Source organism: Nocardioides humilatus, from assembly GCF_008373755.1.
GTDB lineage: Bacteria > Actinomycetota > Actinomycetes > Propionibacteriales > Nocardioidaceae > Nocardioides > Nocardioides humilatus.
The window spans coordinates 12,442-35,408 of record NZ_VUJV01000002.1; the positions used below are offsets into that span (position 1 = coordinate 12,442).

22 protein-coding genes and 1 tRNA gene are annotated in these 22,967 nt (G+C 69.5%); 10 read left to right on the plus strand and 13 right to left on the minus strand.

All coding sequences use genetic code 11. The annotated features are described in order from the left end of the window. Nucleotides 1–36: 36 nt before the first annotated feature. On the minus strand, nt 37–546 hold the full coding sequence (locus tag F0U44_RS07015) for a cell division protein CrgA (protein ID WP_149727759.1): 510 nt from the start codon (nt 544–546) through the stop codon (nt 37–39). Between the two features lie 91 nt (nt 547–637). On the opposite strand from F0U44_RS07015, the gene F0U44_RS07020 reads away from it, so the two are divergent. Beyond that, on the plus strand, nt 638–1,462 hold the full coding sequence (locus F0U44_RS07020) for a DUF881 domain-containing protein (protein ID WP_149727597.1): 825 nt from the start codon (nt 638–640) through the stop codon (nt 1,460–1,462). Between the two features lie 6 nt (nt 1,463–1,468). Here the strand turns inward: F0U44_RS07020 and pknB are convergent, their stop codons facing one another. The 7 genes from pknB to F0U44_RS07055 are packed head-to-tail and all read right to left on the minus strand — an operon-like array spanning nt 1,469 to nt 10,470. Next, nucleotides 1,469–3,415, minus strand: coding sequence for a Stk1 family PASTA domain-containing Ser/Thr kinase (gene pknB / locus F0U44_RS07025; protein ID WP_149727598.1), 1,947 nt, complete (start codon nt 3,413–3,415; stop codon nt 1,469–1,471). Then, entirely contained in the window at nt 3,412–4,920 is a 1,509-nt protein-coding gene (locus F0U44_RS07030; RefSeq protein ID WP_149727599.1) for a serine/threonine-protein kinase, read from the minus strand. Before F0U44_RS07030 ends, pknB begins: the two co-directional genes overlap by 4 nt. Continuing rightward, on the minus strand, nt 4,913–6,424 hold the full coding sequence (locus F0U44_RS07035; protein WP_149727600.1) for a peptidoglycan D,D-transpeptidase FtsI family protein: 1,512 nt from the start codon (nt 6,422–6,424) through the stop codon (nt 4,913–4,915). Before F0U44_RS07035 ends, F0U44_RS07030 begins: the two co-directional genes overlap by 8 nt. Then, on the minus strand, nt 6,421–7,803 hold the full coding sequence (locus tag F0U44_RS07040) for an FtsW/RodA/SpoVE family cell cycle protein (RefSeq protein WP_149727601.1): 1,383 nt from the start codon (nt 7,801–7,803) through the stop codon (nt 6,421–6,423). The genes F0U44_RS07035 and F0U44_RS07040 overlap by 4 nt, the downstream gene beginning before the upstream one ends. Beyond that, entirely contained in the window at nt 7,803–9,269 is a 1,467-nt protein-coding gene (locus F0U44_RS07045; protein ID WP_246160350.1) for a PP2C family protein-serine/threonine phosphatase, read from the minus strand. The genes F0U44_RS07040 and F0U44_RS07045 overlap by 1 nt, the downstream gene beginning before the upstream one ends. 3 nt (nt 9,270–9,272) lie before the next feature. Next, a complete protein-coding gene (locus F0U44_RS07050; protein WP_149727602.1) occupies nt 9,273–9,740 on the minus strand; it encodes an FHA domain-containing protein FhaB/FipA in 468 nt (155 codons plus the stop codon). Further along, entirely contained in the window at nt 9,733–10,470 is a 738-nt protein-coding gene (locus F0U44_RS07055; RefSeq protein WP_149727603.1) for an FHA domain-containing protein, read from the minus strand. The genes F0U44_RS07050 and F0U44_RS07055 overlap by 8 nt, the downstream gene beginning before the upstream one ends. A gap of 166 nt (nt 10,471–10,636) precedes the next feature. On the opposite strand from F0U44_RS07055, the gene F0U44_RS07060 reads away from it, so the two are divergent. After that, a tRNA-Leu gene (locus tag F0U44_RS07060) sits at nt 10,637–10,723 on the plus strand. Nucleotides 10,724–10,778: 55 nt separating this feature from the next. Here the strand turns inward: F0U44_RS07060 and F0U44_RS07065 are convergent. Beyond that, nucleotides 10,779–11,255, minus strand: coding sequence for a hypothetical protein (locus F0U44_RS07065; protein ID WP_149727604.1), 477 nt, complete (start codon nt 11,253–11,255; stop codon nt 10,779–10,781). Nucleotides 11,256–11,418: 163 nt separating this feature from the next. On the opposite strand from F0U44_RS07065, the gene F0U44_RS07070 reads away from it, so the two are divergent. After that, a complete protein-coding gene (locus tag F0U44_RS07070) occupies nt 11,419–12,288 on the plus strand; it encodes a hypothetical protein (protein ID WP_149727605.1) in 870 nt (289 codons plus the stop codon). Nucleotides 12,289–12,399: 111 nt separating this feature from the next. Then, a complete protein-coding gene (locus F0U44_RS07075) occupies nt 12,400–13,317 on the plus strand; it encodes a hypothetical protein (RefSeq protein ID WP_149727606.1) in 918 nt (305 codons plus the stop codon). Between the two features lie 75 nt (nt 13,318–13,392). Here F0U44_RS07075 and F0U44_RS07080 read toward each other — a convergent pair whose 3' ends face one another. Next, complete coding sequence (locus tag F0U44_RS07080) at nt 13,393–14,028, minus strand: hypothetical protein (RefSeq protein WP_149727607.1); 636 nt, start codon at nt 14,026–14,028, stop codon at nt 13,393–13,395. Between the two features lie 167 nt (nt 14,029–14,195). On the opposite strand from F0U44_RS07080, the gene F0U44_RS07085 reads away from it, so the two are divergent. Further along, the gene (locus F0U44_RS07085; RefSeq protein ID WP_149727608.1) at nt 14,196–14,615 is read left to right on the plus strand and encodes a VOC family protein; all 420 of its coding nucleotides are present in this window, start codon (nt 14,196–14,198) and stop codon (nt 14,613–14,615) included. A 41-nt stretch (nt 14,616–14,656) separates the two neighbouring features. After that, nucleotides 14,657–16,180: a hypothetical protein gene (locus tag F0U44_RS07090; protein WP_223163606.1), complete on the plus strand. Its 1,524-nt coding sequence runs from the start codon at nt 14,657–14,659 to the stop codon at nt 16,178–16,180. Here the strand turns inward: F0U44_RS07090 and F0U44_RS07095 are convergent. Both F0U44_RS07095 and F0U44_RS07100 read right to left on the minus strand, forming a co-directional pair. Beyond that, entirely contained in the window at nt 16,112–16,639 is a 528-nt protein-coding gene (locus F0U44_RS07095; protein WP_149727609.1) for a DUF2834 domain-containing protein, read from the minus strand. The genes F0U44_RS07090 and F0U44_RS07095 overlap by 69 nt on opposite strands. A gap of 32 nt (nt 16,640–16,671) precedes the next feature. Further along, nucleotides 16,672–17,262 carry a TetR/AcrR family transcriptional regulator gene (locus tag F0U44_RS07100; RefSeq protein ID WP_149727610.1) on the minus strand — a complete coding sequence of 197 codons (591 nt, stop codon included), beginning with the start codon at nt 17,260–17,262 and terminating at the stop codon, nt 16,672–16,674. A gap of 71 nt (nt 17,263–17,333) precedes the next feature. Between F0U44_RS07100 and F0U44_RS07105 the strand changes: the two genes are divergently transcribed. Together F0U44_RS07105 and F0U44_RS07110 are read left to right on the plus strand one after the other, a co-directional pair. Then, complete coding sequence (locus tag F0U44_RS07105) at nt 17,334–18,890, plus strand: phytoene desaturase family protein (protein WP_149727611.1); 1,557 nt, start codon at nt 17,334–17,336, stop codon at nt 18,888–18,890. 323 nt (nt 18,891–19,213) lie between these two features. Next, on the plus strand, nt 19,214–19,546 hold the full coding sequence (locus F0U44_RS07110) for a GIY-YIG nuclease family protein (protein ID WP_149727612.1): 333 nt from the start codon (nt 19,214–19,216) through the stop codon (nt 19,544–19,546). Nucleotides 19,547–19,920: 374 nt separating this feature from the next. On the opposite strand, the gene F0U44_RS07115 is transcribed toward F0U44_RS07110, so the two are convergent. Then, nucleotides 19,921–21,750, minus strand: a complete 1,830-nt coding sequence (locus F0U44_RS07115) for a carboxypeptidase regulatory-like domain-containing protein (protein ID WP_149727613.1) — start codon at nt 21,748–21,750, stop codon at nt 19,921–19,923. A 76-nt stretch (nt 21,751–21,826) separates the two neighbouring features. On the opposite strand from F0U44_RS07115, the gene F0U44_RS07120 reads away from it, so the two are divergent. Beyond that, nucleotides 21,827–22,471 carry a nitroreductase family protein gene (locus F0U44_RS07120; protein ID WP_149727614.1) on the plus strand — a complete coding sequence of 215 codons (645 nt, stop codon included), beginning with the start codon at nt 21,827–21,829 and terminating at the stop codon, nt 22,469–22,471. A gap of 10 nt (nt 22,472–22,481) precedes the next feature. Then, nucleotides 22,482–22,964, plus strand: coding sequence for a glutathione peroxidase (locus F0U44_RS07125; RefSeq protein ID WP_149727615.1), 483 nt, complete (start codon nt 22,482–22,484; stop codon nt 22,962–22,964). Nucleotides 22,965–22,967: the final 3 nt, after the last annotated feature.

A 22,967-nucleotide genomic window follows, 5' to 3' on the forward strand; every position in this document is an offset into this window, starting at 1 on the left:
AAGAGAGCCGGCTCGTGTGCTGATGAGGGGTGGGCGCTACTCCCACTTGGTGGCGAAGGTGAACCCCACCGCCATGAACGCGATGCCGACGAACAGGTTCTTCTGAGCCAGGTCGTTGAAGATCGCGATGTCCTGCGCGTTGTCGCCCGTGCCGACCACGTAGTAGGTGCAGATCCACAGCAGGCCGATCAGGAAGCAGCCGAGCATGCCGACCACGACGCCGCGGCCGCGACCGAGCGGGGTCGACGGGTGTGCGGCGATGATCAGGCCGACCATGATCGCGCCGAAGCCGATCAGGTAGTTCCACTCCTGGAGGTCGCCCATGAAGTTCCAGCCGGTGATCTGACCCGGCTCGAAGGTCTTCGGGTCGAGCGCCGGCTTGCCGTCGTCACCGAAGCCCGCGATCGGGCGGACGCCGATGTAGTAGTAGGCGATCCAGGCGATGCCCCCGAGGGCGAGGACCAGGGAGATCAGGAACCGCACGCTGAACAGCGGCCCGCTCGACGGGTCGAACGGCGACTTCTCCGACCGCTTCAGGCTCGGCATCTTCACTTGGCTGGGCTCCTCATATCAGACCGTGTCCATCAGACTCGGCTCCAAGGTACGACGTGTGTGGTCGGCGCCTACCCTAAGGGTCATGACGGGTGCGCACGCGGCTGGGCCGAAGGAGGCCCCGTCAGCGAGCGCGGACGCATCCCCGCCACACACGCACGTCAAGCGCCCGAAGCGCTCCCTCGCGTGGCGGATCGGCACTCCGACGGTGGCCCTCCTCAGCGGAGCGTTGTTCGTCGTGTCGGCCGCTGACAGCCGGGGCACCGACCTCCGACCGGGTCGCTACACCGACCTCGCCGGGCTGGTCGAGGCCGAGGCCAACGACTACGACGACGTCCGCGAGCACCTCCAGGACCTCGAGGACCAGGTCGACCGGCTCACCAACGACGTGCGGTCGCTCCCGGTGTCCCGAGCCCGCGGCAAGATCGCAGAGCTCAAGGACCCCGCCGGCCTCGAGCCCCGCACCGGGCCCGGTGTCTCGATCACGTTGTCCGACTCACCCGACGACACCCTCGACGAGGCCGTCGCCCACGACATCAAGGTCGACCGTCTCGTCGTGCACCAGCAAGACATCCAAGCTGTCGTCAACGCGCTCTGGGTCGGCGGCGCGACCGCGGTCACGATCGCGGGCCAGCGGGTCATCACCACCACGGGCATCAAGTGCGAGGGCAACGCCGTCCAGCTCCAGGGCGTGCCCTACCCCCAGCCCTACGTCATCCAGGCCGTCGGCGACCCGGTCGCGCTGACCGCCGCCATCGACGCCGACCCCCTCGTCACCGGCTACCGCGCCGATGCCGCCAACCCCTACGTCGACATCGGCTGGGACCTGGTCGTGGAGACGAGCGTCGACGCGCCGGCGTACGACGGCCTCCTCGACTTCCGCTACGCCAAGCCCCTCGACAGGAACTGACCCGCGCTAGTGGCGGTGGCCGTTCCGCTCGCCGGGGGGCGGGAAGCTCAGCGGGTTGAGGGGGTCGGAGCCGGCGGCCACCTCGTCGCCGTCGGAGAACGTGTCGCCGTCGGAGTCGGGGTTGGCGGGGTCGGTGCCGAGGGTCGCCTCGTCGGCGTCGGACAGCCCGTCGCCGTCGGTGTCGGGATCGGTCGGCTCGGAGGAGGGCGGGGGCTCTTCGTAGACCGAGACGAAGATCGTGACGGTCTCGCCCTGGTCGAGCTCGCTGCCCTCACCGGGGATGACGTCGGTGACCTCGCCCTTGGGCGCCTCGGACGCGGTGTCCTCGCGGACGTCGACGTCGAAGCCGGCCTGGATGATCGCCCGCTCGGCCTCGCCCTGACGCAGCCCGATGACGGTGGGGACGACCTCGGGACCGTCGGAGATGCAGAGGGTGACGGTGTCGTCGCGGCCGACGGAGGCCTCCGGAGCCGGGGTCTGCTCGACCACGGTGCCCTTCGGGTCGTCGGTGTCGCAGTCCTCCGGCGCGATCGAGATGTTGCTCTTCTTGATGCCGGCGTCGACCAGGTCGGAGATCGCGACCTTCTGCAGGCTGCCGATCACGCGCGGCATCGCGAAGTCGCAACCGCCGCTGCTGAGCACGAGGGTCACGGTGGCGCCGGGGTCGACGTATTCGGCGTCGCCCTTGGGATCCTGGGAGACGACCTGACCGACGTCGTACTGATCGCTGCACTCGCGCTGCTTGTCGTCGATCTCGAGGCCCGCGTCGGCGATCTTGTCGCGCGCGTCGTCGCGCTGGAGCCCGACGACCGACGGCACCCGGACCTGGGTTGGCTCGTCGGGGAAGAGCTTGGGCCACACGACGTAGGCGGCGGCGAGGAGGGCGAGCACGAGCAGGCCGAGCACCAGCCAGAGCCAGATCCGGCGGCCACCGCGCTCGTCCTCCATCGGAGGCAGCGGGCGGCGGATCATCGTGTCGGCGTGACCGTGCGACGGTACGACGGCGGTGGCCGAGGTCGGCGGGTCGTCGTGGGGAAGCGGGGGTGGGGCGACGGCGGAGACCGGCCGGCCGGCGAGGTAGCGCTCGATGTCGGCGCGCATCTCCGCGGCCGACTGGTAGCGGTCCTCGACCCGCTTCGCGAGGGACTTCATCACGATCGCGTCGATCTGCGAGGTGAGGTCGGCGTCGTGGTGGGACGGCGGCATCGCCGGCTCGCGCACGTGCTGGTAGGCCACCGCGACCGGGCTGTCGCCGACGAACGGCGGGCGACCGGTCAGCAGCTCGTAGAGGAGGCAGCCGGCGGAGTAGACGTCGGAGCGGGAGTCGACGGACTCGCCGCGCGCCTGCTCGGGGGAGAGGTACTGCGCCGTGCCGACCACCGCGGCGGTCTGGGTCATCGACGAGGCGGCGTCGCTGATCGCGCGGGCGATGCCGAAGTCCATCACCTTGACGTCGCCGGCTGGCGTCAGCATCACGTTGCCGGGCTTGATGTCGCGGTGGATGATCCCCGCGCGGTGGCTGTAGTCGAGCGCCGACAGCACGCCGCTGGTGATCTCGAGCGCGCGCTCGGGGAGGATCTTGCGACCCTCGCGGAGGATGTCGCGCAGCGTCCGTCCCGCGACGAACTCCATGACGATGTAGGGCTGGGCGACCTGGGTGCCGCCGTCGTCCTTCATCTCCTCGCCGGTGTCGTAGACGGCGACGATGGCCGGGTGGTTGAGCGAGGCGGACGACTGCGCCTCGCGGCGGAACCGGGCCTGGAAGGTCGAGTCGCTGGCCAGGTCGGTGCGCAGCCGCTTGACCGCGACCACGCGGCCCAGCCGGGTGTCGATGCCCTTGCGCACCTCCGCCATGCCGCCGCGACCGAGCAGCTCACCGAGCTGGTAGCGGCCCCCGACCGTCGCGGATCCCGTCCCACCCGCGGGTGGGTCCGTGGGTCCGGCGTTGCTCATCCGCTGCCACCTTCCGTCGAATCGCTGCTACCAGTGTCTGTGCTCGCGGTATCCGAGGGCGTCGTCGTCTCGGTCTCCGTCGTCTGCGTCGCCGGCTCGGCACCCCAGAAGTGGACGTCCACCGTGTCGCCGACCTGCAGCTCGCCGGTCGGGTTGACGCTGGACACGATCTCCTCGGGCTGCCCGCCGGGGTTGGTGTCCTCGAACTTGCGCACCTCGAGGCCGAGCAGCTGGAGCTCGCGCTCGACGTCATCGATGTCACGGCCCACGTAGTCGGCTGCGTCGATCGTGACGGACTCGTCGACAGAGGTCGTCGGCGTCGTCGGCTCGGTGGGCGAGCTCTCGTCGGTGGATGACGAGGTGTCGGTCGGCACGTCCGTGGTGCCGGTGTCGTCCGGGTCGTCGTTGCCGCTGGTGAGCATGATCGCGATGATCGCGACGACAACCGCCACCAGGAGCAGGACCAGCAGCACTGCGGGCCAGGGCGAGCGGCGTCGCGACGCCACCCCGGCGTCATACGCCGACGGGCGGTCCAGACGCGGAGTCGGAGCCGGGACCGGAGCCGGCACCGGGAGGGCACCGGTGCGCGGGAGCACCGCGGTGGCGTCGGGCATCGGGGTCGGCGGCGGCGCGGCCGCCCGGCGCGGGGCGACGTCGGCACCACGGAGCGCGGCGGCGATCTCGGCACCGTCGGCGTAGCGCTCTGCAGGGTCCTTGGCCAGCGCGCGGGTGACGATCGTCCGCAGGTCGGCGGGCAGGTCGGCGGGCAGCTCGGGCACGGGTTGCTGCAGGTGGGCGAGCGCGGTCGCCACCGGCGTCTCGGCCTCGAACGGCCGGTGGCCCACCAGGCACTCGAACGCGACGACCCCGAGCGAGTAGACGTCGGACGCCGGCGTCGAGGGGTTGCCGCGGGCCTGCTCGGGCGAGAGGTACTGCGGCGTGCCCATCACCGCACCGGTGCGGGTGATCTGTGCGTCGTCAGCCGCGCGGGCGATGCCGAAGTCGGTCACCTTCACCTGGCGCTGCGGCGTGACGATCAGGTTGGCCGGCTTCACGTCGCGGTGGACGATTCCTGCGCGGTGGGCGACGGCCAGGGCGTCGGCGGTCTGCGTGATCAGGTCGCGCACGACGGCGGGGTCGAGGGCGCGGCCGTTGTCGCGGGCCTGGGCGAGCAGCGCCGAGAGCGGCTGACCCTCGACGAGCTCCATGACCAGGTAGGGCGACAGCGTGCTGTCCGGCCCGCCGGGGTGGGAGTTGTAGTCGAAGACACCAGCGATGCCCGGGTGCTGCAGGGCAGCGGCGTTGCGGGCCTCGGTGTCGAAGCGTGTGCGGAACTGCTGGTCATCGGCGAGCTCGTGCTTGAGGACCTTGACGGCGACCGGTCGGTTGAGGCGCGTGTCAGTGGCCCGCCACACCACGCCCATGCCACCGGTGGCGATGCGCGAGTCGAGGCGGTAGCGGTGGGCCTCGTCGGCGTACTGCCCGGGCCCGGAAGTGTCAGTCATTCAGGATCGCCTCCATCACTGCCTTCGCGATCGGACCGCCGAGCTGGCCGCCTGCGATCTCCTTGCCGGGCGCCTCTTGGATCATCACCGCGACGGCGACCTCGGCGTCCTCGGCCGGCGCGAACGACACGAACCAGCCGTAGGGCGGCAGGCCCGGGACGCCGCGCTGCGCGGTGCCGGTCTTGCCCGCGACGCTCACGCCCGGGATCGCGGCCGGGTAGGCGGTGCCGTTGTCGACGGTCTCGACCATCAGCTCGGTGACCTGGTCGGCGGTCGAGGGCGAGACGGCCGGGCGGAGCTCCTCGGGATCGGTGGTCTCGAGCGTCTCGTATTCGGCCGACTGCACCTCCTCGACGAGGTAGGGCCGCATCAGGGTGCCGCGGTTGGCGAGGGCGGCGGCGACCATCGCCATTTGCAGCGGCGTCGCCTGCACCTCGTACTGACCGAAGCCGGTCTGCGCGGTCTGCGCGTCGTTGAGCTCGACGTCGTCACCCTCGGCGTCCGTGGCGCTCTTCGGGTAGACCGACTGCGCCTGCGGTGCGAGGTCGCTGAGGTAGTCGCTGTTGAAGCCGAACTTCTCGGCCTGCTCGCGCATCTTCTCCGGACCGAGCTCGACGGCCATCTTGGCGAAAGCGGTGTTGCACGACTGCGCCATGGCGGTGCGGAACGGGATCTCCTCGGGGCTGCAGCCGGTGCGTCCCTCGTTGTCGATGACGTTGCTCGAACCGGACGTGCCCGGCGTCTGCCAGAACGCGCCCGAGGGCACCTCGTCGTCGGCGTTGTAGAGGCCGTTCTCGATCGCGGCAGCGGCGGTCACGATCTTGAAGGTCGAGCCCGGGAAGAGCCGGGTCTGGATGGCGCGGTTGACCAGGGGCTCCTTGTCGTCGTCGTCGAGCCGGGCGTAGGTCTGCTCCGACGCACCGAAGTCGTGGGTCGCCAGCTCGTTGGGGTCGTACGACGGCAGCGACACCATCGCGAGGATGCGACCGGTCTTGGGCTCGATCGCGACGACCGAGCCCTCGCCGTCGGGACCGACGGTGGACAGCAGCGCGTCGTAGGCCGCCTCCTGCGCGGCGGGGTCGAGCGTTAGCAGCACGTTGCCGCCCTTGTTGCTCTGGTTCTGGGCGAGGTCGATGAGGCGGGTCACGAACAGCCGCGGGTCCTCGCCGGAGAGCACCGTGTTCTGCGAGTGCTCGATGCCGGTCTGGCTGCCGAGGGTGAGGAAGCCGGTGACGTTGGCGTACATGTAGGGCTTCGGGTAGACGCGGAGGTACTTGTACTGGTCGTCGAAGTCCTTGCTGCGCGCCAGCGTGATCTGGTCGCGGCCCTCACCGGTCAGGATCGCGCCGCGCTGCCGGCTGAACGCCGCCTCGGCGACCCGGGCGTTGTGGGGATCCTCGTTGAGGTCCTTCGCGTGCCAGAACTGCAGGTAGGTGACGTTCACCATCAATGCCAAGAAGAGCATCATGCAGAAGATCGAGACGGCGCGGATCGGGCGGTTCATCGGTCGACGGCCTTCACGATCTGGGTCTGGAAGAGGTCGGGGTCCTCGGACGCCTCGACGACCTCGGGCAGGGGGCGCCGTGCCTGGTCGGAGATCCGGAGGAGCAGCGCGATGATCACCCAGTTGGCGACCAGCGAGGAGCCGCCGTAGGAGAGGAACGGTGTCGTCAGACCGGTCAGCGGGATCAGCCGGGTGACACCGCCGATGACGACGAAGACCTGGATCGCGAAGACGCCGCCGAGGCCGGTGGCGACCAGCTTGCCGAAGCCGTCGCGGGAGATCAGCGCGGCGCGGAGGGCGCGCTCGACGATGAGGCCGTAGAGCAGCAGGATCGCGATGACCGCGGTCAGACCGAGTTCCTCGCCGATGGCGGCCATGATGAAGTCGGACTCCGCCTCGGGCACCCGCGACGGCATGCCCTCCCCCAGCCCGCGGCCGATCAGCCCGCCCCAGGCGAAGCCGTAGAGCCCCTGCACCAGCTGGTAGCCGTCGCCGTTGCGGTCGGCGAACGGGTCGAGCCAGATGTCGACCCGCTGCTGGACGTGGGCAAAGATCTGGAAGGCCACCGTCGCGCCGCTGAAGAAGAGCAGCCCGCCGACGACGAGCCAGCCTGGTCGCTCCGTCGAGACGTAGAGCATGATCAGGAAGAGGCCGAAGAAGAGCAGGCTCGAGCCCAGGTCCTTCTGCAGCACGAGGATGCTGAGGCTGATGCCCCACATCACCAGGATCGGGCCGAGGTCGCGGCCGCGTGGGAAGTCGACGAAGAGCACCCGGCGACCGGCCAGGGCCAGCGCGTCGCGGTGCACGACGAGGTAACCGGCGAAGGTGATCACCAGCAGCACCTTGGCGACCTCGCCCGGCTGGAAGTTGAACGGCCCGACGTGGATCCAGATGCGGGCGCCGTTCACCTCGTTGCCGATGACGGGCAGCATCGGGAGGATCAGCAGCCCGATCGCCGCGAGTCCCGAGGTGTAGGTGAAGCGGGCGAGCAGGCGGTGGTCGCGCAGGAAGACGAGGGTCGCCACGAAGAGGGCCACGCCGAGCGTCATCCAGATCAGCTGCTGGTCGGCGTTGCCGGTGTCCTCGGCCAGGTCGAGCCGGTGGATGACCGCGAGGCCGATGCCGTTGAGCGCGGCGACGACCGGGAGCAGCACCGGGTCGGCGTAGGGCGCGACCAGGCGCACCACGACGTGGGCCGCGACCACGAGGGCGGCCAGCCAGCCGCCGTACCCGACGATGTTGGTCGGCACCTCGCCGTCGACGCCGAGGCCGACCGAGGCGTAGGCGCCGATCCCCACGACGAGCGCGAGGATGAGGAGGAACAGCTCGGCGCCGCGACGGCGGCGGTGCACGAACTGCAGCAGGCTGGCGTTGGCCACTACTGGTCCGCCCGTTCCGGCGGCATCATCTGCTCCGCGAGGTTCTGCACGATGGAGACGGCGTCTTCGTAGTCGTCGGCGGCGATGCCGGCGTCGAGGTCGCTCCGGGCGGCCTCGGGCAGGTCGTCGACCGCGAGGTCGGTCGTGCGGTAGACGCTGGAGAGCCCGGGGATGCCGTCGATGCCGCGGTAGACGACGACCTGGCCGTCCTCCTCGCCGACGTAGTACTGCTGCTGGGTCCACCAGTACGCCGACGCGAACGCCACCCACAGCAGACCCACGATCACGGCCAGCGCCATCACCCGGCGCAGCCAGGTGAAGCGACGCGGCGCCTGCGGGGCGTAGCGATAGGCCTCCGGGTCGACCGGCGGGTCGTCGACGATCGCGTAGTCGATGCCCTCGGGGATCTCCGCGTCGATGGGCTCGAGCTCGCCGGTGTCACCGGAGCGGTGGCCGCGGAAGAGGCCGCGCGGCATCCGCAGCTTCGGCTCGGCGGCGGCGCCGACGGTCATCGGCTCGAGGCCGGCGAGGGTGGTGTCGGCCGCCGCCTCCTCACCGGTCAGTACGTCGGCGACGACGCAGGTGACGTTGTCGGAGCTGCCCGCGTCGAGGCTGGCGCGCACCATCTCGATCGCGGCGAACTCGGGCGAGCCGGTCGCCAGGATGGAGGCCATCCGGGCGTCCTCGAGCACGCCGCACGCGCCGTCGCTGCAGAGGAACACCCGGTCACCGGGGGCCAGGGCGATCGCGAAGAGGTCGGGCTCGACCTCGTGGAGACCGTCGAGAGCCTTGAGGATGAGGTTGCGGTGGGGGTGGATCCGCGCCTCCTCCTCGGTGATCCGGCCCTCGTCGATGAGGCTCTGCACGAAGGTGTGGTCGGTCGTGATCTGGGAGAGCTCGCCGGCGCGGTAGAGGTAGGCCCGCGAGTCGCCGATGTGACCGAGCGCGATGCGGTGGCCGTCGAAGAGGGCGACCGTCGCGGTGGTGCTGGTGCCGCTGAGGGCCGGGTCGAGGTCGACCTGCTTGGCGATCGACTCGTGGGCCTCGTGGAGGCCGTCGCTCACCCGGGTGAGGAGGTCGCCCGCCGTCGGCGCGGCGTCGAGCTGGGTGAGCTCGCCGACCGCGGTGCTGGAGGCGATGTCGCCGCGCGCGGCGCCACCGACGCCGTCGCAGACCGCGAGCAGCCACGGGCCGGCGTAGCCGGAGTCCTGGTTGTCCTTGCGGACCCGGCCGACGTCGGAGACGGCGTAGTAGGAGAGGTGGAGCGGGTCAGGATCGGGAGTGTTGAGGAGGGTGTCGTCCTCCTCGGGGACCGGCACGTCCTCCTGCTCGGGTGCGTCGACGGTCGGCCCGTCGGGGACCAGCGGCTGGCTGTCCGCCTGGGGCAGGGGGCGCAGCGTCAGGTCGTCGGGGACAGGCCCCGATTCGTCGGGCTGGTCCGGGAGCGTGCTGTCGTCAGACGTCAAGGTCTACTTCCTCAGCTCGAGGATGGTCTTCCCGATGCGCACCTGCGCGCCGAGCCCGATCGTGACCGGCTGGGTGATCCGCTGGCTGCCCAGGTAGGTGCCGTTGGTCGAGCCGAGATCCTCGACGTACCACTGGTCGCCCGACGCCGCGATGCGCGCGTGGCGGGTGGAGACGTAGTCGTCGTCGAGCCGGATGGCTGCGTCGTTGCCGCGCCCGATGAGGATGGGGGCGTGGGCGAGGCTGGCGGTGATGCCGGTGTTGGAGCCCTGGATCACGGCGACGTGGGTCGGTGATCCTCGCCGCTTGGGCGGCGCCTTCTGCTTGGCGGGCTTCGGCGCGGGCGCGGCGCCGGTCGACGGCAGCCTGGCGCCGAACATGTCGCTGCGGATCACCGAGATCGCGGAGAGCACGAAGATCCAGAGGATCGCCAGGTAGGCGATCCTCACCAGGAAGAGCGTGAGCTCAGACATCGACGACCTCTTCCTCGAGGAGACGGACCACCAGGGAGGTGTGTCCGACCTGGACGCGACTTCCGTCGCCGAGCGCGGCCCGGCTGACCCGGTGGCCGTCGACGGTGATGCCGTTGGTGGAGCCCATGTCGTGGACCTCGATCTGCAGCGGACCCTCGCCGGGTGCGCCGGCTGCCGAGCCTGCGGTGACGAGGAACTCCGCGTGCCGGCGGCTGATGCCGGGATCGTTGATGCGGAGGTCGGCGTCGGTGCCGCGGCCCACGACCAGGCCCGGCGGCTGCAGCGGGTGGCGGGTGCCGTTGACCTCCAGCACCGCGCGGGTGCGGTGGCGGGTCGAGTAGCGAGCGTGGCCGCTGACCGTGGCCTCGGCCTTGCTGAGCACGCGGAAGCGTCCCGTGGTCAGGTCGGGGGCCGGCTCGAAGTCGATCTTGATCGGTCCGGGGAAGACGTAGGCCTGCAGGTCGGCGTGCTCCTGGAGCTGACCGGCGAGCTCGGCTGCGAGCGCGGTGTCGTAGGGCCCGAGCCGCTCGAGGTCGGACGGCGCGAGCTCCACCGCAAACGCGTTGGGCACCATCCGACGCTGGCGCGACAGGACCTGGGCCTTGTTGTCGAGCTCGCGCTGGAGCGCCGCCGCGATCTCGACCGGCTGTACGGCGCTGCGGAACGTGCGGGCGAAGACACCGGAGATCGCCTGCTCGAGCCGCTGCTCGAATCGCTGCAGTCCGCCCATCGCGGGAGTCTCCTTCCTGTCTGCTCGCACGACACGTGACCCGACATGCCGGGCTGGCTCGATCGTATCGGTGTGACTGCGAGCCGCCGTGTGCCGCGCGCCGGTCTCCCGGTTTGGGACGGGAGGCGACGCTGGGATAGCCTTGCCCGGCTGATCAATCAGCGACGCGCGAGTGGCGGAATAGGCAGACGCGCACGGTTCAGGTCCGTGTGTCCGAAAGGACGTGGGGGTTCAACTCCCCCCTCGCGCACCACCACAGACAGAAGGCCCCGGGTCACCCCGGGGCCTTCTGCGTTGTCAGGTTTCGCTCAGCCGGCCAGGGCAGCCTGGTAGGCGGCCAGTGCGGCCTGGCGGGTGGCGAGCGTGCCGTCCCGCGTCACCTTGGCGCTCGTGTAAGCGGTCCTCGCCTCGGAGTACGCCGACTTGGCATCCGCGAGCATGTAGCGGGCCGTGTTGCGGGCCTCCCACGTCGAGGGCGTCGGGTCGGCCTGGTAGGCGGCGGCCGCGTTCTGCAGGGTGCTCAAAGCGGAAGCGACGTTGTCCTTCGCGGTGGTGCGCGCGGTCGTCGCGGACGCCAGCACCTCCCGCGCGGCGTCGTCGTCGGCCACGGCCGCGAGATAGGTGGCCCGCGCTGCGGCGACGTCGGGGTCGACGGCGGCACGCGCGGTCGGCGGCGTGGCCAGCGTGGCGAGGGCGAGCAGGAGCACGGTCGTGAACCCGAGGACGAACCTGCGCAGGGAGGCACCGGTTATCGCAGCAGTATGCGCGCCCGGCCCGTCTGCCACCTCCGGTTTGGAGTTCGCCGAATCATCCGATGGGAGGTAGCGACCGGTTTCCTGTCCCCGCCAGACTGACGGCACGTTGCTCCCGGCCGGGCGGAAGCCTGAGTCGATCCAGGGGTGAGCGTCCATGCTCAGAAGTCCAGTCCGCACTCTCGTCGCCGCGCTCGTGAGCATCCTGATCGGCGCTGGCGCTCTCATCGGCGCGGCAGGGCCGGCGCACGCCACTCTCAGTGGGTTCCTCCTTTCCAAGGGAGCCGGCAGCCAGTTCTCAGCGGACTACTACGTGAACCTCGGTGTCGTCCCGGGCGGCAATGCCAAGACGTGGACCTACAAGATCGTCAACACGGGGCCCACTGCCCAGAGCTTCAAGTTCGACGTCCAGGCCCTGGATGTCGCCATGGAGTACGCGGTCTACGACGGCTCCGAGCTCGTCGAGCTGCCCTACATCACCGAGGCGATCCCGGCCGGTGGGAGTCACGCCCTCAAAGTGAAGATCGAGATCGGAGCCGGCGCTGAGCCGGAGGACTACTGGGTTGCGGCATCGCTCTACGACCCGGCCGACGACACGTTGCTCGACGAGAAGTACGCCGTCGCCCAGGCGACCAACCAGACCGGCACCCACGAGAACAACCTGTTCCTGAAGACCGGCAGCCAGCCCTACGTCGGCGGCGACGTCGACCAGGTCCAGTCGTCGCAGGCCCTCAAGGTCGGTCAGACGGCGAAGTTCAACTTCCAGGTCGTCAACAACAATCCCCACCCTGCCCCCGTGTTGTTCTACGGAGGGCTGGACGGCTGTGGCTACAGCGACTTCGCCACCACGGTCAAGAAGGGTTCGACCCTGATCCCCGAGGACGACGTCATCAACGGCTACGACCTGGGGATGATCAAGCCGGGCGGGAAGGTCAGGTTCACCCTCCGCGTGAAGCTCATCGCGCCGACCGATTGCGACTCGACCCACTACTACCTCGCGGCCGAAGGCACCTACAGCCCCACGTCCTTCCAGGCGGCTCACGTGCTCGTCGCCTACACGCCGTAGGTGGGCGGAATTATCCATCTGGCGGTAGCGGACTCCGTTTCGCCAACGTCAGACTGACCACAAGTTGCTCCCGACCGGGCGGAAGCCTGAGTCGATGCAGGAGTGAACGACATGCTCAGAAATCCCCTCCGCCTCCTGGCAGCCGCCATCGTCAGCGTGCTGATCGGCGCCGGACTGGTCGCCACCGCCGGACCGGCACACGCGGTCCCGATCGACGGGATCATTCTCGGGAAGGGCGCCGGCAATGCCTACACCGCCGACGATGGTGTCTTCCAAGGCGTCATCCCGGGCAAGGCGAAGACCTGGACCTTCCGTCTGATCAACACGACCTCGACACCCCAGTCCTACGCCGCCGGCAACATGGGCTACACCTCCCCCGGGCTCAACGTCACCTGGTCCTACGGGGGCATCAAGCAGGAAGGCCCCGGGCACTGGACCTACGTCGATCTCGACCCCGGAGAGATCGCCACCATGAAGCTGAAGTTGAGCATCCCCGACGGGTTCCCCGTTGATGACTACTACGCCGTCATGCAGCTGCGGGACGCGAACAACCTCGGCACCGTGGTCGACGAGATCGGCGCCGTCGCCGTGGGCACCTACCAGGACGGCGTCCAGGAGAACGACGCCTTCATCAAGACCGGCAACCAGCCCTACGTCGGCGGTGATATCGACCAGACCGCGTCGTCCCAGGCGCTGAAGGTGGGGCAGACGGCGAAGTTCTCGATCAAGATCGTCAACAACTCCTTCTCGCCGGCCCAGCTCTCCTTCTACGGAGGTCACGACGGCTGCGCCTATGACGAGTTCGAGTTCGAGGTGAAGCGGGGTTCCTACACGCTCACCGAGGACGAGATCATCAGCGGCTACGACCTGGGCTACGTGAACCCGTCCAAGTCGGTGACGTTGAAGCTGAGGATGAAGCTGGTCACGCCCACCGACTGCACCTCGACGACCTTCTACCTCGGCGCCGAAGGCCCCTTTAGCGCGTCGTCGCTCCAGGCAGCGCACATCCCGATCGCCTACACGGGATAAAACGGAGTCGTCCTTGCCAGCGTGACCTGGGGGCCACGCTGGCAAGGACGACCGGTGTTCGGGGTCAGTCGCGCGTCACTGCTGAGCGGCGGTGCCGAGCTCGACGGCGACGATGGTCGGGTCGAGGACCTTGCCCGAGTACGGCGCCACCTCGCCGTCGCACGTCATCGTCAGGGTGATCGCCGCCTCGGTGTCGACCGCGACGCCGTCGAGGCTGATCGTGCCGAGGTCGCCACCCGAGGCGCCGACACGGACCTCCGAGGTCGCGACGGTGCGGGCCAGATCGCCGATCGGCTGCGTGATCTTGCAGGTGAAGTCGTTGAGGAAGTCGCCCGTGTTGGTGACGTTGGCCGAGGCCGACACGAAGTAGTCGCCGGCCGGCACCGTGAACTCGAAGATCGTGGTGTCCGGGCTGCCCGAGCTGATGTTGTGGAACTCCAGCTCGTCGTAGAAGGCGTCAGCGGTGAGCGCCTTGCGCGCCGGGGCGTTGAGGTCGGCCAGCGTGAGGCTGCCGTTGTCGACCTTGGCGGCGTTGACGGCGTCCTTGCCGAGCTCGCTGGTCTTGACCGCGCTGTCCTTGATCTGGGGCGAGCCGACGCTGTTCTCGGCGAGACCGGCCGCGTAGGCGGCACCGCCGACGCCGGTGAGGGCGAGGACGAGAGCGGTGGTCGAGGTCAGGTTGGAGTAGGTGAGGTTCTTCATGAGCTTCATGGCCGAGTCCTTAGGTTGGGGGATTGGTTTCGGTGACACCAATCTGTCCGCAACCGGCCCGGCGTACATCCGCGAGCACTACGCACCCAACGCCTCGTCACTACGCAATCAGGCGCGACGCAGATCAGGCACTACGCAATCGGCCGCTCACGTCCTAGGGTGCCGCCATGGCAGCCCTGCTCAACCCCTACCTCAGCTTCAAGGACACCTGTCGCGCGGCGATGGAGTTCTACCAGGACGTCTTCGGCGGCGACCTGGTCGTCAACACGTTCGGTGAGTACGGCGCCTCGGACGCCCCCGGCGCCGACCTGGTCATGCACAGCATGCTGACCACACCGGCGGGGTTCGCGCTGATGGCGTCGGACACCCCCGAGGGCATGGAGTTCGTCGAGGGCTCCCAGATCACGATCAGCGTCTCCGGCGACGGCGACGACAGCGATGCGATCCGCGACTACTGGGGCCGGCTCTGCGCGGGCGGCACCGTCACGATGCCGTTGGAGAAGCAGATCTGGGGCGACGAGTTCGGCATGGTGACCGACCGGTTCGGCATCGGTTGGCTGGTCAACATCGGCGGCGGCGCCGCTTAGGTCCGCATAACCGATCACGGCGTCGCGGCGTTGCCGATGACATGAAGGTCGCAGCGACGCTGACCGCACTGGTGGCGGTGGCCATCGCCGCGCCCGCGATGGCCGCGCCTCGGCCCGCCGTGCCGATCCCGGACGATCCGCGCGGCCTGCTCCTCCAGCCCTTCCAGGGTGAGGCGTCCCACGAGCAGCCGCTGCGCCGAGCGCCGGTGCCGCAGCACCCGTTCATGGCGGCCAACGACGACTCGATCATCCACAACGACGGCTGGCAGACCGACACCTACGACCGGTCCGGGCCGGTCGGTCCGGACTTGGTGGTCAGCTCGACGAGCTCGCTGATCCGCGACTGCTCGTCGCTGTCCTTCCTGCCCGACGGCACCGCCCTCACGGTCTGCATCGGTGTCGGCAACCCCCAGGTGAAGGCGCTCGATCCCGACACGCTCGCGCAGATCGCGACCTACCCGCTTCCCAAGCGCGACAAGGGCCTGCTCCCCGACACCTCCAACTTCTCGGGCGGCTACTTCTACCTCGACCACCTCGGTCGGCTGGTCGTCTCCACCGCCGAGAACCACGTGCTGTGGCTGCGCCTGGACGGTGAGGCCTTCACGCTCGATCGCGAGGTCGACCTGAGCGGGGTGATCGGCACCCAGCGGATCCAGAGCGTGCTGCCTGACTGGTCCAACCGGATCTGGTTCGTCACCCAGGAGGGCACCGTCGGCTACATCGGGCTGCGCGGCGAGATCCGCACGCACCCGCTCCCGGGCGAGGTCATCGCCAACAGCTTCGCCATCGACGAGTCGGGCGGGGTCTTCGTCGTCAGCGACCACGCGCTCTACCGGTTCGACGGCGGCGCCGACCGCCCAGTCGTGACCTGGCGCAAGACCTACGACCGCGGCACCCGGGTGAAGCCGAGCCAGGTCTCCCAGGGCAGCGGCACCACACCCACCCTGATCGGCCGCGCGTCCCTGCCCTCGGGCGGGTGGATCGCCATCACCGACAACGCCGACCCCCAGATGAACGTGGTGGTCTTCAAGCGCGGCAAGGCCGGTCCCGGCGCGGCGCCGGTGTGCCAGCAGCCGGTCTTCCCGGCCAACGCCGGTGCTGATGAGAACAGCCTGATTTCCGTACCGGGCGGCCTGATCGCCGAGAACAACTACGGCTACCTCTTCAAGAAGCTGGCCCCGCGCCAGCCGACGACGACCCCAGGTCTGGTGAAGGTCGCCGTCGACTACAACGCGGGCACGTGCCGGATCGCCTGGCACAACGACACCGCGCGCGTCCCGTCCTCGGTGTCGAAGGCCTCGCTCGGCTCCGGCCTCGTCTACGCCTACACGCACCCGGCGGTCGACGAGCTGGCCTACGCGCTGCCGCTCCCGCTCGGAGCGCTCGCCCCCGACGCCTGGTACCTCACGGCCTTCTCGATCCGCACCGGTCGCCAGGTCTGGAGCCGGTACGTCGGCTCAGGACTGCTCTACAACAATCACTACGCCGCGGTGAGCCTAGGACCCGACGGCACTGCCTACGTCGGCACCGTCGGCGGCGTCGTGCGCATCGCCGACCGTCCCTGACAGCCGCCGCTGCCGCTCCACCGTCAGCAGGTAGAACGCCCAGCCGAAAGTGAAGCTGGCGAAGAGCGTCGTGACGAAGAAGAGCCACGGGCGGGCGATGCCGCGCCGCCGACCGTCGATGATCGTGATGAGCGGCAACAGGACGACGTTGGCGACGGAGAAGTCGGCCCCCGCCGAGCCGGCGGCGGGGTTGTCGTACATGAGCTCCAGGTACTGCGCCCAGCTGCCGTCGCCCCACAGCGGGTTGAAGAAGAGCTGGTCCGGCCCGTAGTCCATGACGAACGTGATGTTGAAGTACCACCCCAGGCCCACCGACACGAGACCGACGACGAGGTAGACCACTTCGAGGGTGGAGAGGGTCGGGCCCGTGGCCGTCCGCCGGAAGATCGTGGGGTTGGACCGCATGATCCAGACGACGACAGCGACCCCGAGCACGGCGTGGACGATGAGGGAGACCATGCCGGGACTCTCCGCCCTGATCCAAAGTTCTGTCAATAGTGACGAAACGTTGGTTCGAGGACGTCGAGCGCCTCACGGCTGAGCCGGGCCAGCTCGGGCAGCGAACGCTCGGGCGCCCGCAGCCACACCTCCATCGCGGCGAACACCGCAGCCGTGAGCGAGCGCGCGGCGACCGTCAGGCCGAGCTCGTCCCCTTCGGGGTGCAGCCGGTGCAGGTGGTCGAGCAGCGCGTGCGCGAAGTCGGACTGGACCTGGCGCATGTGGTGCACGATCCGACTCGGGTCGAGCGCATCGATGCGGAGGTTGGCGATCTGGGTGACCGCGTCGACGTCGTACGGGAAGGCGAAGATCGCGGCCTGCACCGACGCGACGACACCTTCGCCCGCCGGCCGTTCGCTCAACGCCTTGCGGAACCACTGCAGCCCCGAGTCGTAGTCGGCGAACAGCAGGTCGTGCTTGGAGGTGAAGTGCCGGTAGAAGGTCCGCAGGGTCACCCCGGCATCCGCCGCGATCTCCTCGGCTGACGTGCCCTCCACGCCCTGGGCGAGGAACCGCACCGTCGCCGCCTTCCGCAGTGCAGCGCGGGTGCGCTCGCTGCGGGCGGTCTGCGGTGGGGTCGCCATGCGCGCATCGTAGAGCCATCGAAGTTTCGTCACTATTGACGAAACGCGGGTCGCGGTGTCAACCTCCCCGCATGGCGTACGACGTGATCGTGGTCGGTGCCGGCCACAACGGGCTGACGGCAGCGACCCTCCTCCAGCAGGCGGGTCTGCGGACCCTGGTGCTCGAGATGAAGAGGTACGCCGGCGGCATGGCCTCGACCGTCGAGCTCTTCGACGGCTACAAGTTCGAGATCGCCGGGTCGGTCCAGCTCCCGACCTCCGCGGTCGTGAGCAAGGAGCTCGGGCTCGATGCGCTGCCCCAGGTCGACCTCGAGGTGATGTCGGTGTCGCTGGTCGACGAGAAGACCACTCCGCTCATCTACTACACCGACCTCGTCGAGGCCGCGGTCCACATGGAGCAGGTGCACGGCATCGAGGTTGTGATCGGCATGGCCGAGATGATGGGTTGGAGTGCCGCCCCGACGCGTGCCCTCGGCCGCTTCGAGCAGGGCACGGCCCCCAAGACCGTCGACGAGATGTATGCCTGCGCGACCACCGAGGCCGAGCGGGCCAGCATCACCGAGATGCTCTTCGGCACCGCGACCGACGTGCTCGACCGCTACCTGCCGGACCGGGAGAAGCACGCCGCGTTGCGCGGGATGCTCGCCTTCCTAGCGGTGAACTCGACCTACCGCGGGCCGTCCTCGCCCGGGAGCGCGGCCGGCCTGGCCTTCGGGATGGCCGTGCCCGACGAGAACACCGTGCTCACCAAGAAGCTCAAGGGCGGCATCGGCGTGCTGACCCAGCACCTCGAGCAGCAGCTGGTCGCCGCGGGCGGCGAGCTGCGCCTCGACGCTGCGGTCAGCGAGATCACCGTGGTCGACGGCAAGGTGACGGGTGTCGTCCTGGCAGACGGCGAGCGGATCGAGGCCTCGGCCGTCGTCTCCGCGATCGCGCCGGACCTGACCCTCAACTCACTGGTGACCGCGGGCGCCGTGACGCCCGAGCTCAGCACCCGGCTGTCGCGCATCGACCACCGGGGCAGCTACGTGCAGATGCACTTCGCCCTCGACGGGGTGCCGGAGTTCGTGGCGCCGTACGAGTTCCTCAACGACCCCAAGATGCAGAGCGCCATCGGCTTCTTCCAGCCGCCGGAGGTCCTGCAGCAGCAGTTCGAGGACAGCCGCCGCGGGATCGTCCCTGCCGATCCCGCGGTCGCCTTCCAGATCCCCTCGGCCTCCGACCCCGACCTCTGCCCGCCCGGCAAGGCGGCGGCGTCGGCCTTCGCGCTGTGGTTCCCGGTCGAGGAGGACCCGAGCGAATACGCCCGGCTCAAGGCCGAGATGGGCCAGCGCGTGATCGACAAGATCACCCGCTTCGCCCCCAACTTCGAGAGCCTGATCCTCAAGCACACGACCTTCACGCCCAAGCACATGGGCACGATGTTCGGCGCTCCCGGCGGCGACTACTGCCACGGTCTGATCCACCCCGAGCTCCTCGGCCAGTACCGCCCCGGCCCGCTCGGCTACCTGGACCAACCCCACGGCATCGCCGGCCTCTACCTCGGCAGCGCCGGCTGCTACGGCGGTCCCGGGATCACTTTCATCCCCGGCTACAACGCCGCGCAGGCCGTGCTGTCCGATCGGTGACCGCCCGCTCGTCGAGTAGGTCGTTGCGAGGAACGAGCAACGCCGTATCGAGACGCCGCAAGCCGACCCACGGCCTTGGGGCGGTCAGTTGGCTCACGGCGTCTCGATACGGCCTCGCCTAGCGGCTCGGCCTACTCGACGAACCAAAGGGTCGGCTTGGTCGACGAACCTGGACTGCCGCCTGTCGAGCAACTGCCCCCGCTCGTCGAGTAGGTCGTTGCGAGGAACGAGCAACGCCGTATCGAGACGCGGTGACGGACCTTCGGTCCTACGCCTGTGGATAGCCGTTCGACACATCGTCGATCCCCGGCCAGCGTTCAGGCATGGCCTTTGTCTACATGCTGAGGTGCGCCGATGACTCGTACTACGTCGGCAGCACGACCGACCTCGAGCGGCGCCTGTGGGAGCACAACGAGGGACTCGGCTCGGCGTACACCCGACGCCCCGGCCGGCGTCCAGTGACGCTGGTGTGGTTCCACGAGTACGGCGACATCGCCGAGGCCTTCGCGTTCGAGAAGCAGCTGCAGGGCTGGTCCCGGGCCAAGCGCGAGGCACTCATCCGCGGCGACTTCGAGGCACTTCCTGCATTGGCGAAGAAGGACTTCACGAAGACCGCCGATGAAGTACCTCCAGTCTCTGCCCCGCTCGTCGAGTAGGTCGTTGCGAGGTACGAGCGACGCCGTATCGAGACGCCTCGAACTGGCCCAGGGCCTTGGGGCGGTCAGTCGGCTCACGGCGTCTCGATACGGCCTCGCCTGGCGGCTCGGCCTACTCGACGAACCAGTGGTTCGGGTGGTTGGTCGAGTAGCCGGCACCGCTCGTCGAGTAGGTCGTTGCGAGGTACGAGCAACGCCGTATCGAGACGCCTTCAGCTGACCTACGGCCTTGGGGCGGTCAGTTGGCTTGCGGCGTCTCGATACGGCCTCGCCTAGCGGCTCGGCCTACTCGACGAGCGAGAGGGCTCGGCCTACTCGACGAGCGAGAGGGCTCGGCCTACTCGACGAGCGAGAGGGCTCGGCCTACTCGATGGCTACGCCGCGCCCTTGAGGACCAGTTCGATGTCGCCGAGGTCGATGTCGCCGGTGATCTCGAGCTCGATCGGCTCCGCCTCGAGCCAGTACGGCGTCGCGACCTGGTAGGGGAAGTAGAACCAGAGCGAGGGGGCGTAGGCCTCGTCGTAGCCGGTCAGGCCGAGGTTGCCGGTGGCGGCGCCGTCGGGGATCCGGGTGACGGTGAACTCGCCGGTCGAGCCACGGGTGCGGCCGACGGTCGGGTGCTCGCTGGTCGGGTTGGTGACCTGGCCCTCGGGGTAGGTCACGTCGTAGCCCAGGTTGGCGATGACCGGCCGGTCGGTGCCGGCGTAGACCAGACGACCCGTGAGGGTGTTGCCGGCGGCGAGCGGGACGTCGTACCGCTGTGACTGCGTGATCACCACGTCGTCGTGGCAGATCGGCGCGTAGTTGCCCGGGAACCCGTCCGCCGCGACCATCCAGTGCTCGCCCGGCACGAGGCCGCGGATCACGTAGTGGCCCGAGGCGTCGGCCTGCTCGATCTCGTGGAACGCGCCCTGCTCGAAGGGGGAGTCGGCCGGGCAGAGGTCGCTCGTGGTCGCCTCGACGACGGCGCGCGGAGCGGTGCGACCGCGCAGCGTCAGCAGCGGCTGGTCGAGCCGGAGCCGACCGAGGTCGTAGGCCTTCACCTCGCGGACCCGGAAGGAGCGGATGCCGTAGCCGGAGCCGTCCTTGGCGACCAGCGTGTAGCGCCCCTTGGCCAGACCGGGGTAGGTCGCGACGCCGTCCTCGCGCAGGAGGTTCGGGTAGATGACCTCGCCCGCGCTGTCGCGCAGCTCGCTGTCGACCCGGCCGTCGGTGCCGCGCAGCCGCAGGGTCGCGGTGGCGCCCCGGGTGAGCGGAACGTCGGCGCGGACCTGGTCCACGTCACCGACGGTGACGTCCTCGAGGTGCGGCACGAACGCGCCGCCGTGCCGCAGCTGGCCGACCTGGTAGTCGCCGGCGATGAGGCCGGTGAAGCGGAAGGTGCCGCGGCGGCCGGTGATCAGGCTCGCGATCGGCTCGCCGTCGCCGTTGGCCAAGAAGATCTCCGTACGACGCGCCGGCTCGCCGGTCGCCTCGTCGAACGCCTTGCCGACCAGCACGGTGCCGCCCTCGAGGGTGCCGGTCACGGTGCCCGGGTGGGTCGCGTCGATCGTGATCGGGTCGGACTGCCATGGCAGGGTCCCGAAGCCGCCGGCGCGCACGTAGTAGCGGCCGGGGGCCAGGCCGTCGAACGTGAAGCGGCCGCTCTCGTCGGTCTGGGTGTTGAGCGCGACGGTGTCGTTGAGGCGCATCACCTGGACCAGCTCGTGCTCGGCGCCCTCGAGGACGCCCTTGATCCGAGCAGGCGGCTGCACCTCGACCTGGCCCAGGGCGAGGTCGGTGGTGCTGCCGTCGTAGAGGTCGGTGTGCTGGACCCAGCTGTCGAAGGCCCCGTCGGGGCCGGCGTAGCGGACCAGGTAATCGGCCTCCGTCGGGAAGCGGCAGATCGCGCCCGCCTCGGGCTCGGCCTCGCAGACCTGGACCAGGAAGCCGCGGTCGTCCTGGCGGACCCGGAACTTCCCGTCGGCGTCGGTGACGGTCCACCGCTGGTTGCGGTCGTCGATCATGCCGAGCTCGGGGATCTCCCGAGGCGGCAGCACGTTGACGAGAGCGCCCTCGACGGGGTCGCCGTGGGTGTCGACGACGGTTCCGGTCACCCAGCCGAGGTCGGAGGGGGCAGCGGCGTGGGCGGTGGGGAGGGTGAGCAGCGGTGCGACGGTCGTCGCGAGGCCCGCTGCGAGGAGGGTGAAGCGTCGGGGGTTCACGGTGGTTCCTTCCATAGTGGTGCGGCGGAAGGACGCGGCCCGGCCCGGAATGGTTGCAATCGCCGATACTGGGCCCATGTCCGACGAGATCTTCCATGCACCGATGCCCGGGGCGGAGGAGCTCGCCGAGCCGCTGCGGTCACGGTGGAGCCCGAGCGTCTTCGACGCCGATCACCGGTTGCCGACCGACCAGATCGCCACGCTGCTCCACGCGGCCCAATGGGCGCCGAGCAGCGGCAACCTGCAGCCGTGGCGCTACTTCGTGTGCGAGCGGGGGAGTGCCGCCCACGGTGTGCTGGTGCCGCACCTGAGCCGCGGCAACTCCGGTTGGGTGCCGCGGGCCTCGCTCGTGCTCCTGGCCGCGACCCAGTTCGACGAGGACCCCGGGCGGTCACCCGACGACAAGCCCAACGACCCCGCGATCAACCTCTACTGCCTGGGCCAGGCGACCGCTCACCTCACCCTGCAGGCGCACGCGATGGGCCTGTGGGCCCACCAGTTCCAAGCCTTCGACAAGGAGGCCGTGGCCGAAGGGCTCGAGGTGCCGCCGTACTGGCGGGTGGTCGCCGGCATCGCCATCGGCGTCCGCGGCGACCCGACCGAGGTGCCCGAGCGCGACCAGGAGCGGGAGCACCGGGTGCGGGCGCGCAAGGGCCTCGCCGAGATCGCGTACGGCGACCACTGGGGAGTCCCGTGGCCCGGCATCACCACCCAGATGTGAAACTGGTTCTATGCCGACCTTCCACGACTTCAAGGCCACCAGCATCGACGGCGCCGAGGTCGACCTCGCGTCCTACGACGGATCGGTCGTGCTGGTGGTCAACACCGCCTCGCAGTGCGGCTTCACGCCCCAGTACGCGAGCCTCCAGCGGGTCCACGAAGCCTACGCCGACCAGGGCTTCGCCGTGCTCGGCTTCCCGTGCGACCAGTTCGGCGGCCAGGAGCCCGGCACCGAGTCCGACATCGCCGCCTTCTGCGAGAAGAACTACGGCGTCACGTTCCCGATGTTCGGCAAGGTCGACGTCAACGGTCCCGACTCCCACCCGGTGTTCGCCTGGCTCCGGTCGGAGCAGAGCGGGATGCTCGGCAACAAGATCCGATGGAACTTCACCAAGTTCCTGATCGGGCGCGACGGGCTGGTGGTCAGCCGCTACGGGTCGACCACCGCGCCCGGCAAGATCCGTCCTGACATCGAGGCGGCGCTCAGCCGCTGACGC